A 12,415-nucleotide genomic window follows, 5' to 3' on the forward strand; every position below is an offset into this window, starting at 1 on the left:
ACATCAGGACGATGAGAAATGAATGTACAAGTACAGCCAGAGAATACCCATGTGATCGCGCATCAACCCCAGATGCCGATTGGCAATTATCATGAGTTTTACCGCTTTTATTTGACCGAACACCGGCATATGGTCAGTCGCCGTTTACATGTCGCAGGTAGCAGTATCGGCCTATATTGTTTTACTCAAGCCATTCGTCAAGGCAAACCACGATATTTTGCTTATGGTTTGCTTTCGGGTTATGCCTGTGCCTGGATTGGCCATTTTATCTTTGAACGCAATAAACCGGCCAGTTTTAAACAGCCGGTGTATAGCTTTATTTCGGACTGGCGTATGTTTGCGGATGTCCTGCGTGGTCGTCTCAGTCTGCTTGATCGCAAATACGATAAGATTTCAAGTTAAACTCAGGTAACTTTCATCGGATTGTGTGGCTAGGGAACATGATCTTTCGATAAAAGACTTGCAAGTCGCCATTTATTATTCTATTAATTGTGTTATTGCTTATTCAGTTTGATGGAATTTGATCAAAAGTTATAGTTTACTGAATAAAACAGTTTTCCAAGCCTGGAGCGACCTTCTCCGGGCTTTTTTTATATCTCTATTTTTTAAATAAATTTACTGACTTCGTTGCCATTATTGCGTAAATATTCATAGAACAAGTCATGCGGATCATACATAAAGAAAATGATCCTTTCTAGCTTTGAAACGTCTCCCCACAAACGTATTATTCAAAACTAGAAAGGATCGGGTGTCACCAACACAGGTATTTATTTTTCTGGTTATTTTCTGTGTCTAACGCTATTTAAGTCTTTTCGCGCTAATTGGGCCATCCCTGAAATTGGGTATTTTTTAATCTTTTTGAGTTTAATCTTAAAGAGGCTTAACAATATTGAAAATTTAAAGGCAAAAAAAACCGCTCTTAGAATTTTGCAACTTCTCCACCAAGTTATCTGCAAAATCCTAAAAGCGTTTGTCGGAGGGCGTAAGCATTAACACTTTATTATTTTTGTTATAAAGCGATTAAAACCCATATTTTATAGTCGGTATATCCCTGAAAATGGTGATATTTTAGATTTAACTGGAAAATTGCGCTAAAAAACTGCAAATCTGTTGCTACCCGGTCGCGGAAACAGCAGGACTGCGGCAATTAAACCGAGTTATGCCTATAATAGAGCCATCCTAGCAAGTGGCGAGCAAGATGCGCGGTTTATATTTAATTACCAATGATGATCCCGTAGAACTTTTATTGGCAAAACTGGAAGGCGCAATGGCCAATGGCGGCATTGCAGTATTGCAATATCGCCGTAAAAAAGTCGCCAAACAAGATCAAATTTACGAAATCGAGTATATGAAAGCCATGTGTGCTGAATATGGTGTGCTTTTTGTGATTAATGATGATCTTGAAATGGCCGTTAAATACGGGGTGGGTGTGCATTTGGGTCAGGATGACGGGTCTATTGTCGAGGCAGTTGCACGCTTGCCGAAAAATGTCTTGATTGGTCGTAGCTGTAATAACTCGCTTGAGCTGGCTGAACGGGCCATTGCCGATGGTGCAAACTATGTGGCATTTGGTGCCATCTATGCCACCGACAGTAAACCTGAAGCCGGTAATATTGGCTTGGAAACCTTAAAACTGGCCAAAGAGAAATTGAACGTGCCTTTATGTGCCATTGGCGGTTTAACGGTTGAAAATTCCAAAGAAGTCATTGAGTCAGGTGCGGATTATTGCGCCGTGATTAGTGATATATTGGGCTTACCGATGAATGCCATTCCTGAACGTTTAGATGAATGGTCTGCGCTTTTTCAAGCTACAGCATAAAATTTTTTGATTGATTTAATTTTGAGTCGAGTGCCTTCATGAGCTTATCTCCAAAGCAAGAACAATTGTTCAAACAAGCCAATAAACATATTCCGGGTGGCGTCAACTCACCTGTACGCGCATTTAACGGCGTCGGTGGTACACCGGTCTTTATCGAAAAAGCCCAAGGCGCATATTTGTATGATGTAGACGGAAAACGTTATGTGGACTATGTCGGTTCATGGGGACCGATGATTCTGGGTCACGCCCATCCTGCAATTATTCAAGCCGTTCAACAGGCCGCAGTAGATGGTTTAAGCTTTGGTGCGCCAACAGTTCATGAAACCACGCTTGCCGATATTATTTGCGAGATCATGCCGTCGATTGAATTGGTACGTATGACCAACTCGGGCACGGAAGCCACCATGACAGCGATTCGTTTAGCGCGCGGTTATACCGGCCGTGACAAGATTGTAAAATTTGAAGGCTGTTATCACGGTCACTCAGACTCGCTTCTTGTAAAAGCAGGTTCGGGCTTGTTAACTAAAGGTGAGGGCGAAGCGACATCTGCGGGTGTGCCAGCTGATTTTGCCAAGCATACCATCACGCTTCCATACAATGACATTGCGACTTTAAAAGAATGCTTTGCCAAGTTTGGTGCTGAAATTGCCGGCGTGATTGTGGAGCCTGTGGCAGGCAACATGAATCTGGTGAAACCAATTGACGGTTTTCTGCAAGCGATTCGTGATGTTTGTGATGAGCATGGTTCAGTCTTTATCATCGACGAAGTGATGACCGGTTTCCGTGTTGGCTTAGGCGGTGCGCAGGCACATTATGGCGTAACTCCGGATTTAACCACATTGGGTAAAATCATTGGTGCAGGTCTGCCAGTCGGTGCCTTTGGCGGTAAACGTGAAGTGATGGAATGCATTGCGCCACTGGGTAAAGTGTATCAAGCAGGAACATTGTCGGGTAATCCATTGGCAATGCGTGCCGGGATTGAGATGTTCAAGCATCTTCGTGCTGAAGGTTTCTATGAAAACCTATCTGCGCAGTTGTCAAAACTTCTTGCAGGTTTACAAGCAGCAGCGGACGAGGCGGGCGTACCCTTTAAAACCCAACAGGTCGGTGGGATGTTTGGTCTGTACTTCACCGATCAGGAAGACATCACCAGCTTTGATTCGATGTTGAAATGTGATGTCGATGCTTTTCGTAAATTTTTCCATGGCATGTTGAATCGGGGTGTGAATTTAGCACCTTCTGCATTCGAAGCTGGCTTCTTCTCGGCTGCACACAGCGATGAAGATATTGAATTTACCATTCAGGCTGCGATCGAGACTTTTGCTGAGATGAAAGCTTAAATTTTAATTTTTTTAAAATCCTCCCTCTTGCGAAGCGGTGCTTTTCACCTTTTTAAAGGAGGGAGTTTTATCTGTACAAATAATAAAATTTACTCCTCTTTTCCTTGCGCCATATCTGACTCAGGGTTAGGGGAGATTAAATTCTAAAATTAGGGATATTCATTCATGCAAACCAAACATTATTTGACTCTAAGTGATGCGGAATTTCTATTGGATCACGCCCATCAATATGCAATTCAGAACAGCTTCAATGTCAGTATTGCCTTAGTCGATGAAACGGGCAATTTGCTTGCGATGAAACGTATGGATGGTGCAGCACCGATGACTGCAAATCTGGCCATTGAAAAAGCCAGATGCTCGGCGATGAGTCGTCGTCCATCCAAGCTGTTTGAAGATATTATCAAAGGCGGGCAGATGGGCTTTCTGACTATGGAAAGTTTCTCGGGAATGCTGGAAGGTGGCGAACCGATTCTGTATCAAGGGCAATTAGTGGGTGCGATGGGTGTATCAGGTGTGAAATCATTTGAGGACGCTGAGATTGCGCAGGTGGCGATTAAGAAGTTTTTGGCGCAGCAGGGCTAAACATTATACGCTTGAGAATGTACTTATCTTCTCAAGTCTAAGTTAAAAATAACTATCGGATAAGATAGTGATGCTGTTGTTTAACCATTTCATTATATTCTGTCGAGTTATACAGCTCTAAACAGCTCATTAATATGGCTGGCCTTGCTTGATTTTTATACACCTCAGTTTTTGCTTTCATAGATTGGTTTATATATTCTTTCAAATTTTTATACGCGGGTTCTTCATATGAACCCTGTTGGAAATACCCGCCCATCGCTAGAGCAGCCTCAGAACTGAGGGATTGATCCTGAGCCCTCGTCAGACAATAACTAAAGCCAAAATTTTTGATATTGAGCTCATCCTCATTTGATATGGATGGAATTAAGTCTTTTGCATAACATGCACTCATCACTAGACAACTAAAAAGTACAGCAATTATTTTCATTATCTTAAATTCCAAAACAGAATATCTGTGGTTCTTAGGCTCGGTGTATCATGAATAAAGTAGCAACTATCTCCACAATCATTTCCATTCCATAAAGTGACATGTCCAGAAGCATCTCCCCAACCAGAGACTTTAAAAATAATAATTCCTTTTTTCCCTTTTAATTGTGATGATAAATCCTGGTTATTTTGAGGCTTGAAGGAGAGATCTGCAGTTCCTAAATTTTGTTCAACAAAGCTGATCATCTCGCGAACCCTAAGTAAATAAGGTTTATGATCAGCGCCTCTGACTTTATAACCTCTGGTTGACTGTTTAATTGGCATTCCGCCGTAGTTGAAAGATCTACTTAATCTTAAAGCACAAGCATTTGCGTATCCTGTAGGATTTTCTTGATATAAAGCCATAGCTTGACCTCCCACCATAGAATACACATCACTTGCTGACATTTTTACCGGATAATATTTCCATAATTCGGAAAATAAAGGTCTTTTTGCTTGTATGGTCGAAGACCGACCACCAGCCCTTGCAGTTATACTCACCATATTTAATATTCCGTATCAATTAATATAGTTTTTCCTTTAAAAATATTTTTAAGCACTCCCTTACCTTCAGCATCAATATCAAGTGAAATCGTAAATGGATGAAATGAGTTTATCTCAGAAGATTCTGGTTTTATTTCTATATCAATAGTATCTCCTTGTGCATAACCTGAAGTTTCTATATGCAAATTCAAGTCATCAAAAAATCTAGATTTTCTTTTTAGAAGAATAAGGTTATCTCCATAACTCCAATAAATATTATTAATGATCTTTTCTTCTTTTTCTTCAATGTATTTAGTAGCTGTATCTGATATTAATTGATCAATTTTACTTGAGATAATACCATTACTTATGACAGCCAAATCAGAAGTTTTTAGAAATTTTGAACCACAAGTTGATGTGTCTCCTGCCGCAACAATGCTTCTACCCAGGACGACTATAAAGCCTCGGTTAGAAGCAAGAGCTTTCGCTAGGACATTACATTTAGGACAATAATGTACCATTCCATCCAAATGCACAGCTTTTCCTTCCACCAGAAAGGAAGGGTCGCCAAAAGTAATGATTCCCCCATGATCGGTTTTACAGCCGACTGTTATTAATGCTCTCATTATTATTTGGTTATTATTTTTATTAAAGACCATAATAACATGACAATATAAAATGAAAGGTTTAGTTTAAAATTCATTTAATCAGTTTGTATATAATGACTGAATGTATCTGAATATAGATACAAGCATTTTTGCTTTTAATTTTTTAAATATAGCTCTGTTGACTTTTAAAGTATTGAGTAACCCTCAATCTGAGTTAGCATATACAGTTACGAAAAAGCCGACTGTCTGAAGCCAAAGAGTCTCCCATGCTGTACCCAATGCCCAAAAAAATCCAACTTGCCCCATCTCAAGCCAAATGGCAGCTTGCATCGAACCAATCGGTTTTGGTCTTAGTCGGATTACAAAACTTGCGTATGCAACAGGGCATACAAGAAAGTGCACTCATGGCAAATTTGATTCAACTGACCAATAAAGCCAAAGCACTGGATATTCCCATTGTCGATTTATATGGTGATGACCTGATGCAGGGCATGCAACAGCTTGGTGAATATGCCTCCACGCATCCACAACTGATTTTTACAGGGCAGGTCACACCGATGCTCAAGCAAATCTTACCGCATTTGATGAGTGTGACAGATCAAATTGGTGTGGTCGATGACGCGATCTTATTGGCCAATCAGGAACAGCATATTCAGTGGATCGAAAATATTTCCAGTCAAGGTGTGCATCACTTAAATACTTATAGTCTGACCCGGTTGTGGGATTTAAGTGCGCCCTCAGACTATGTCTTATCAACCAAAGGTATTATGTTGGCTGTGGCAGAACAGCTAGACATAGATGCTCTGGAGATTGATCCCTATGTCGATTTAAGAAATTATGGATTGGACTCTGTAGCCGTGGTGAGTTTGGTCGGTGTATGGCGTGCACATGGTGCCAATATTCGTTATGAAGATGTACGACAGCATGCATCTTTGCATGAATTGGCAGGCTTCATTTTACAATCCTCAGGTTGATACGCTGCGATTGAGCATTTTTATGACCTAAATCGGAAATTTCATCAGCATTTACATAAAAGCGCATTGTAATTATGGGCGAAGCTTTCTATCATGGCCGCCTTGTTTTTCGCGATCAGCCTGGGATTGAACTTTGAGTAATTTTCTAACCGAACATCTGATACATTGTGATGACGATTTCATGGTCATCCACAAACCTGCAGGTTTACTCACAGTTCCCGGGAAAACAGAAGATTTACAAGATTGCCTGATTAACCGATTATTAAAAATAGAACCAAAAACCTTACTGATCCATCGACTGGATCGCGATACTTCCGGCATTCTCGTGTTTGGTCTCACAAAATGGGGACAAAAAACCATTTCCCGCCAGTTTCAGGAACGCCAGACCGACAAAACCTATCAGGCCGTGGTTGCCGGTACACTCGAAGGTGAAGGTAGCATTGAGGTGCCCGTGGTATATGACCCAAGCCGTCCGCCCTTACATATCGCAGATCCCGCACATAACAAGCCGGCCATCACGCATTGGCAGGCGATCGAACACTTTAATATTCAGGGACAAGCCGTGACTCGGGTGAAACTTACGCCAATTACCGGCCGTTCGCATCAGTTGCGTGTGCATATGCAATATCTGGGACATCCGATTATCGGCGATACCTTATATGCGACACCTGAACAGCAACAGCTCAGCTCGCGTCTACATTTACATGCTGAACGTTTGAGTTTTTATCATCCTCAAACAGATCAGCTGGTCGAATTTTATTGTCCGGCGCCGTTCTAGGAAATACTTCTTGAATCGGCGTGAATTATGCTCACTTTTTAGTGGGCTTTATGTCAAAATACATTGCTTGAAGGTGTGAAATTTTGCTCCAATGACGTTTCGTGATTGAGCCTAATATTCATAATCTTGTACTTAAGATAAAGGTGGAAAAATTGCAGCAATTTGCTATTGGTCAACGTTGGTTATCAGATACTGAAACAGAACTCGGTTTAGGCGTTCTTATTGATGTTGATGAGCGGTCGGTTAGCATTTTATTCCCGAAAAGCGATGAAACTCGCGTCTATGCACGTAGCAATGCACCCTTATCTCGTATCGTATTTAATGTGAAAGATGAATTACAGGATCAGGAAGGAACCAAATGGATTGTAGAATCCGTGGAAGACCGCAATGGCGTGGTGCGTTATCACGTCATTCGTACCCTGGAAGATGGGACTGAAGAACGTAAATCGCTGAATGAAACCCGCATTGGTGCCACCATCCAGCTGTCCAAGCCTCTAGACCGTCTACTGGCCAGTCAGGTCGATTATAAAGAATGGTATGACTTGCGCATTGAAGCGCTGCTGATGCAGGCCAATATGCAAAGCAGTCCACTGCGCGGTTTGGTCGGTTCACGTGTCGGCCTGATTCCGCACCAGTTGTATATTGCGCATGAAGTCGGTCAGCGTTTTGCTCCGCGTGTATTACTGGCCGATGAAGTCGGTCTGGGTAAAACCATCGAAGCTGGCCTGATCATCCATCAACAGCTGAAAACTGGCCGTTCTGAACGCATCCTGATTTTAGTACCAGATTCGCTGCAATATCAGTGGATGATTGAGATGCGCCGTCGTTTCAATCTTGAGTTCTCGTTATTTGATTTGACCCGTACTGCATCAATCAAAGAGCATGATCCTGAACAAAACCCATTCCTGACCGAACAAAAAATTATTGCCTCTGTCGATTTGATGGTCGACCATGAAGATCTGCGTGAACAGGCGCTCGAAGCCGGTTTCGACTTGCTGGTGGTCGATGAAGCACATCATTTGATGTGGAGCGAAGAAGATGGCGGTAATGACCGTTATGATCTGGTCGAAGAACTGGCTGAACATACGCCGGGCGTATTGTTATTGACGGCAACACCGGAACAGCTCGGTGTAGAAAGTCACTTTGCACGTCTGCGTTTACTCGATCCGCAGCGCTTTAACTCGCTGGATCGTTTCCTGGATGAAGAAGCGCAATATCAGCACACGGCTAAAATTGCAGAAGTGTTGATGTCAAATCTGCCACTTGAAGCAGAACATTTGACTGCGATTGAGGCCTTGTTGGGTCATCCAATTGAAGATCATCCTGAGCAGCGTTTCCGTGCCATTCACGAACTTTTAGACCGTCATGGTACCGGTCGTATCCTGTTTCGTAATACGCGTGAAGCCATTCAGGGCTTCCCGGGTCGTGACTGTCAGCCGGCACCATTACCAGCACCAGAACACTGGTCGAAAGATGGTAAATTGCGTGAGCAGATGTGGCCTGAAGAAGCCCAGCTCGATGGCGCATGGATGGAAGCCGATCCACGCGTGATGTGGCTGATGGAGCGTTTACGTACTGATTTAAAACACAAGAAAGTCTTGCTGATTGCACGTAGCGGGCCAGTGGTTGAAGCGCTGGAAAATGTACTTCGTCTACATGCCGGTATCCGTACTGCAATGTTCCATGAAGGCATGAGTCTGCTAGAACGTGATCAGGCTGCCGCTTATTTTGCTGAAGATTCGTATGGCGCGCAGATTTTACTTTGTTCGGAAATTGGTTCAGAAGGGCGTAACTTCCAGTTTGCATCTGACCTGATTCTGTTCGATCTTCCTGCCAACCCGGACGTTTTAGAACAGCGTATTGGCCGTCTGGATCGTATTGGTCAGGAAAACCGGATTCAGATTCATGTGCCGTATCTGGTGGGAACTGCGCAAGAACGTATGTTCCGCTGGTATAACGAAGCCTTGAATATTTTCGGCAATATTTCCCCAACTGCACAAACCTTGCAAGAAAACTTTATTGTTCGCTTGAAAGACTGTCTATTGGCAGACAAAGGTCAAGCGTTTGAAGACCTGCTGGAAGAAGTCAGCGTACAACGTGAAGCTTTGGAAGCTGAATTGCAGGAAGGTCGTGACCGTTTGCTAGAGTACAACTCTTGCCGTCCGGTGGTGGCACAGGAAATTGTCAACGCGCTTGAAGACTATGATGACAATACTACTTTGCCGATCTTCATGAAACGCTTTATGGCGTCCACGAATATTGACTTTGACGAGCAAAGTAACGGTACCGTGATCATCAAGCCGACAGATCAAATGCAGGTTCAAGGTTTGACACTGGATGAAGAAGGCATCACTGCCACTTTCTATCGTGATCAGGCACAAATCCGCGAAGATGCGCAATACCTGACCCTGGAACATCCATTCACTGAAAGTGTGATGGAAATGATCAATACTCAAGGCTTTGGTAGCACCAACGTTGCGGTATTAAAATCTGCGGCACTGCCACAAGGTTCGGTATTGCTGGAAGTCTGGTTCAAGGTCGATGTGGTTGCACCGAAAGCATTGAACTTGCCATCAAGCCTGCCGCAACAATTGGTTCGTGTGTTATTAAGCGAGAAAGGTCAGGATCTTTCACAAAAAATTGCGCCTGAAATTTTAAAACCGTATCTGCATCATTTAGATGGCAACAGCTGCCGCCAAGTAGTGAAAGCACGTCGTGATGTGATTGAGGCACGTTATCAGCAAGCACTTGAACTGGCACGTAGTGCATTGCCAAACTTCAAGCAGCAAGCCAAAGAAGTGTATGGTAATAAATGGCAATATGAAATTGACCGTCTGACCTATCTGAAACAGTTTAATCCAAGTATCCGTGAAGATGAAATTTCACGTTTACAGAAGTTGCAGAAAGAAGGTCTCGGCCTACTGGATGGTTTATCTGTGACCCCGGAAGCAATCCAGGTGATGGTAGTCGTCAAGCCTTAAGTTTTAAGCAATTAAAAAATGCAGCTTTCGGGCTGCTTTTTTTATGGCCGAAATTCGGCTTTTATATTGTTTTGGTCGGGGAATACTGGCCTGTCATTTTTCTTGTGCTTAAAATCACTCTAACCAATAACCAGAAATAATAAACATGTCCAAAGCCTTTATTGGTCTCGGAGCCAAAACCACCCACGGTGGTATTGTGGTGGAAGGTGAGCCGTCTTTGATTATGAATGGCATGACGCATTATTGTCCCAAATGCCAGACCATGGTCACCGCAATCTCCAGCAATTTATCTATTACTGTCAAAGGACGGGCAATGCTTATCGCAGGGGATAAGACCAGTTGCGGCGCGACTTTTCTAGCCATGCAGCATTTGACGGTATCGCAGAAATAAATCTTAAATTCATTTAACGGAATAAATAGAGCTGACTTCAAGGTCATGCTTTGAGCGTTTTGGCACTATCACATGACTTTTCAGATCAGTAAGCTCATCCGATGATTTCAGGATGAATACGCGCTGCGTTTGGAAAATAATGAAACAAGCCCTACATTTTACCCATGCCAATGGCATCCCTGCGGCAACCTATCAGAAATTTCTGGACTGTTTCCAGCCAGAATATGAGGTCAAAGCGATTCCCTTGATTGGCATGAAGTCGCAATATCCGATTACGCCAGACTGGCGCTATCTGGTCGATGAAGTCATTGCAGATATCGAGCAGCAATTTCCTCAGCAGCAGGTGGTGGGTCTTGGACATTCCTTTGGTGGTCTGGTGACTTTGATGGCAGCGTATCGACGTCCGGAACTGTTTTCCAAACTGTTAATTATGGATCCGCCATTTATTATTGGAAAAAACAGCGCCATGTTTGAACTGGTTAAAAAGCTGAATCTGAAAAGTATCGATCGCTATACACCTGCAGGAATTACGCTAAAACGCAAGGATCACTGGCCATCGAAACAGGCCGCAGTTGATGCACTCAGATCAAACCGCTTATTTAGCAATTTTGATGAGCAATGTTTTGCTGATTATATCGAGAGTGGCATTCAGCCAGAACCTGAACGCGGTGGGGTGACTTTGAGCATTCCAAAACAGGTAGAAGCGGAGATTTTCCGGACTGTACCGGCATGGTGGTGGCGTACGCCAAGACGACCACCTGAAGTGCCGATTCATCTGATGACTGCAGAGCAGAGCCAGTTTTATCAGCAGGGTTTGCCGCAAGGCATGCACAAGATTTATCGGATCAATTATTCAGTGGTCGAAGGCGGACATATGTTTCCGCTTGAGTATCCGGAAGCGACTGCAAAGGCGGTCAAAGCTCAACTTGTATTGTTGTAATCGTCATAAAAAAGAGACGACTGGTACCACTACTGTTGCACAATTTTAACTAGGCTATAGTTTGAATTGTATGGAGTAATAAAAGCAATTCGATAGTGTTTTTAAATATCTGATATTTATACTTGGATATTGCGCAGCCTCATCTTTCCTTTAAAAGTTTAAATGGATTTGTGCAGGCGCAACCCTACTTTGGAAAGCCCCAAAGTAGGCAAAAGTCTCTTATTACCCATACACGACGTCCTGTCGTGATAGGTAGTGTGTGGCATCCCTGCCACACGCGCGTAACTTAAAGCTAATCACTTTAACTTTGGGACAGTAATCCGTCTAGTACGTCTCTTTTTATATCATTTTACGCAAATTGGAAAATTAACGCAGCTGCGAATCTTCCAGATGGCGAGCGCCTTCCAGAATCATCCGAATCATGAGCATGGTCTGTTCGGCAATTTCCTGGCGGTCTTCAGCCGGCATGTCAATGACATTGGCCCCCATGTTAAACACCAGTTGAGTAATGGCTTTGGCGGCAATATCGGCATGTAATAACTTTCTATTATTCAGGCGTTCCAGACGAATCAAATCATCCTGCAATTCCTGCTGAAAATAATTTAACTGGCGTTCTACAGCCTGTTTATACGATTTTGAACCGGTATAACCTTCACGCAATAACAGGCTTAAATTGCCTTCATCTGCATCCAGCTGAGCAATAAAAATTTCGACCGAACTACGAATAATACTGCTTTGTCGGGAGGCTTTTAAGCGTGCTTCATGCAAAATCTGACGTAATACAATCCCGGCACGATCAATCAGCTCAATGGCCAGCTCATCAATATCTTTAAAATGACGATAGAAACTGTTTGGCGCAATGCCGGCCTCACGTGCGACTTCGCGCAGGCTCAACGATGCAATACTTTTTTGTGGACCAATCAGGTTTAATGCTGCCTGAAACAGTTCTTCTTTGGTAATGGTGGCCTTGCGACCGACACTCCGTACGATAATCGGCTCATCAATGCTTTTCGATTGTAGTAGAGATGCGTCACTGCTTATTTTCATTGAAGGC

Annotated in this window: 13 protein-coding genes; 9 read left to right on the forward strand and 4 right to left on the reverse strand. The window is 43.1% G+C overall.

All coding sequences use genetic code 11. The features are described 5' to 3' along the window. Positions 1-18: 18 nt before the first annotated feature. The 4 genes from FTU90_RS10410 to FTU90_RS10425 all read left to right on the forward strand — a co-directional run bounded on the left by FTU90_RS10410 (position 19) and on the right by FTU90_RS10425 (position 3,741). Complete coding sequence (locus FTU90_RS10410; protein ID WP_005171513.1) at positions 19-402, forward strand: DUF962 domain-containing protein; 384 nt, start codon at positions 19-21, stop codon at positions 400-402. Positions 403-1,198: 796 nt separating this feature from the next. Then, entirely contained in the window at positions 1,199-1,819 is a 621-nt protein-coding gene (gene thiE, locus FTU90_RS10415) for a thiamine phosphate synthase (RefSeq protein WP_179999552.1), read from the forward strand. Positions 1,820-1,857: 38 nt separating this feature from the next. After that, entirely contained in the window at positions 1,858-3,159 is a 1,302-nt protein-coding gene (gene hemL, locus FTU90_RS10420; protein ID WP_159137917.1) for a glutamate-1-semialdehyde 2,1-aminomutase, read from the forward strand. A 165-nt stretch (positions 3,160-3,324) separates the two neighbouring features. Further along, a complete protein-coding gene (locus FTU90_RS10425; protein WP_005171507.1) occupies positions 3,325-3,741 on the forward strand; it encodes a heme-binding protein in 417 nt (138 codons plus the stop codon). Between the two features lie 52 nt (positions 3,742-3,793). Here FTU90_RS10425 and FTU90_RS10430 read toward each other — a convergent pair whose 3' ends face one another. From FTU90_RS10430 to FTU90_RS10440, 3 genes are read right to left on the reverse strand one after another with little or no spacing between them, the layout of a single operon-like run. Continuing rightward, complete coding sequence (locus tag FTU90_RS10430; RefSeq protein WP_100355069.1) at positions 3,794-4,168, reverse strand: hypothetical protein; 375 nt, start codon at positions 4,166-4,168, stop codon at positions 3,794-3,796. Then, positions 4,168-4,710 carry a type VI secretion system amidase effector protein Tae4 gene (locus FTU90_RS10435; RefSeq protein WP_005171502.1) on the reverse strand — a complete coding sequence of 181 codons (543 nt, stop codon included), beginning with the start codon at positions 4,708-4,710 and terminating at the stop codon, positions 4,168-4,170. Before FTU90_RS10435 ends, FTU90_RS10430 begins: the two co-directional genes overlap by 1 nt. A 2-nt stretch (positions 4,711-4,712) precedes the next feature. Then, the gene (locus FTU90_RS10440) at positions 4,713-5,315 is read right to left on the reverse strand and encodes a PAAR domain-containing protein (RefSeq protein ID WP_159138062.1); all 603 of its coding nucleotides are present in this window, start codon (positions 5,313-5,315) and stop codon (positions 4,713-4,715) included. A gap of 248 nt (positions 5,316-5,563) precedes the next feature. Here FTU90_RS10440 and FTU90_RS10445 point away from each other — a divergent pair, with 248 nt between their 5' ends. The 5 genes from FTU90_RS10445 to FTU90_RS10465 all read left to right on the forward strand — a co-directional run bounded on the left by FTU90_RS10445 (position 5,564) and on the right by FTU90_RS10465 (position 11,361). Continuing rightward, complete coding sequence (locus FTU90_RS10445; protein WP_159137916.1) at positions 5,564-6,271, forward strand: phosphopantetheine-binding protein; 708 nt, start codon at positions 5,564-5,566, stop codon at positions 6,269-6,271. Between the two features lie 133 nt (positions 6,272-6,404). Beyond that, positions 6,405-7,049, forward strand: a complete 645-nt coding sequence (locus FTU90_RS10450; protein ID WP_159137915.1) for an RluA family pseudouridine synthase — start codon at positions 6,405-6,407, stop codon at positions 7,047-7,049. 143 nt (positions 7,050-7,192) lie between these two features. Next, positions 7,193-10,030 carry an RNA polymerase-associated protein RapA gene (gene rapA / locus FTU90_RS10455; protein WP_180072564.1) on the forward strand — a complete coding sequence of 946 codons (2,838 nt, stop codon included), beginning with the start codon at positions 7,193-7,195 and terminating at the stop codon, positions 10,028-10,030. A 145-nt stretch (positions 10,031-10,175) separates the two neighbouring features. After that, positions 10,176-10,421, forward strand: a complete 246-nt coding sequence (locus tag FTU90_RS10460; RefSeq protein ID WP_159137914.1) for a PAAR domain-containing protein — start codon at positions 10,176-10,178, stop codon at positions 10,419-10,421. Positions 10,422-10,560: 139 nt separating this feature from the next. After that, a complete protein-coding gene (locus FTU90_RS10465) occupies positions 10,561-11,361 on the forward strand; it encodes an alpha/beta fold hydrolase (protein WP_005096624.1) in 801 nt (266 codons plus the stop codon). Between the two features lie 366 nt (positions 11,362-11,727). On the opposite strand, the gene fabR is transcribed toward FTU90_RS10465, so the two are convergent. After that, positions 11,728-12,408 (reverse strand): HTH-type transcriptional repressor FabR, encoded by a 681-nt coding sequence (gene fabR / locus FTU90_RS10470; protein ID WP_005096625.1) that lies wholly within the window; start codon positions 12,406-12,408, stop codon positions 11,728-11,730. Positions 12,409-12,415: the final 7 nt, after the last annotated feature.

Origin of the sequence: Acinetobacter sp. YH12200 (genome assembly GCF_013418175.1) — a bacterium.
GTDB classification, from domain to species: domain Bacteria; phylum Pseudomonadota; class Gammaproteobacteria; order Pseudomonadales; family Moraxellaceae; genus Acinetobacter; species Acinetobacter pseudolwoffii.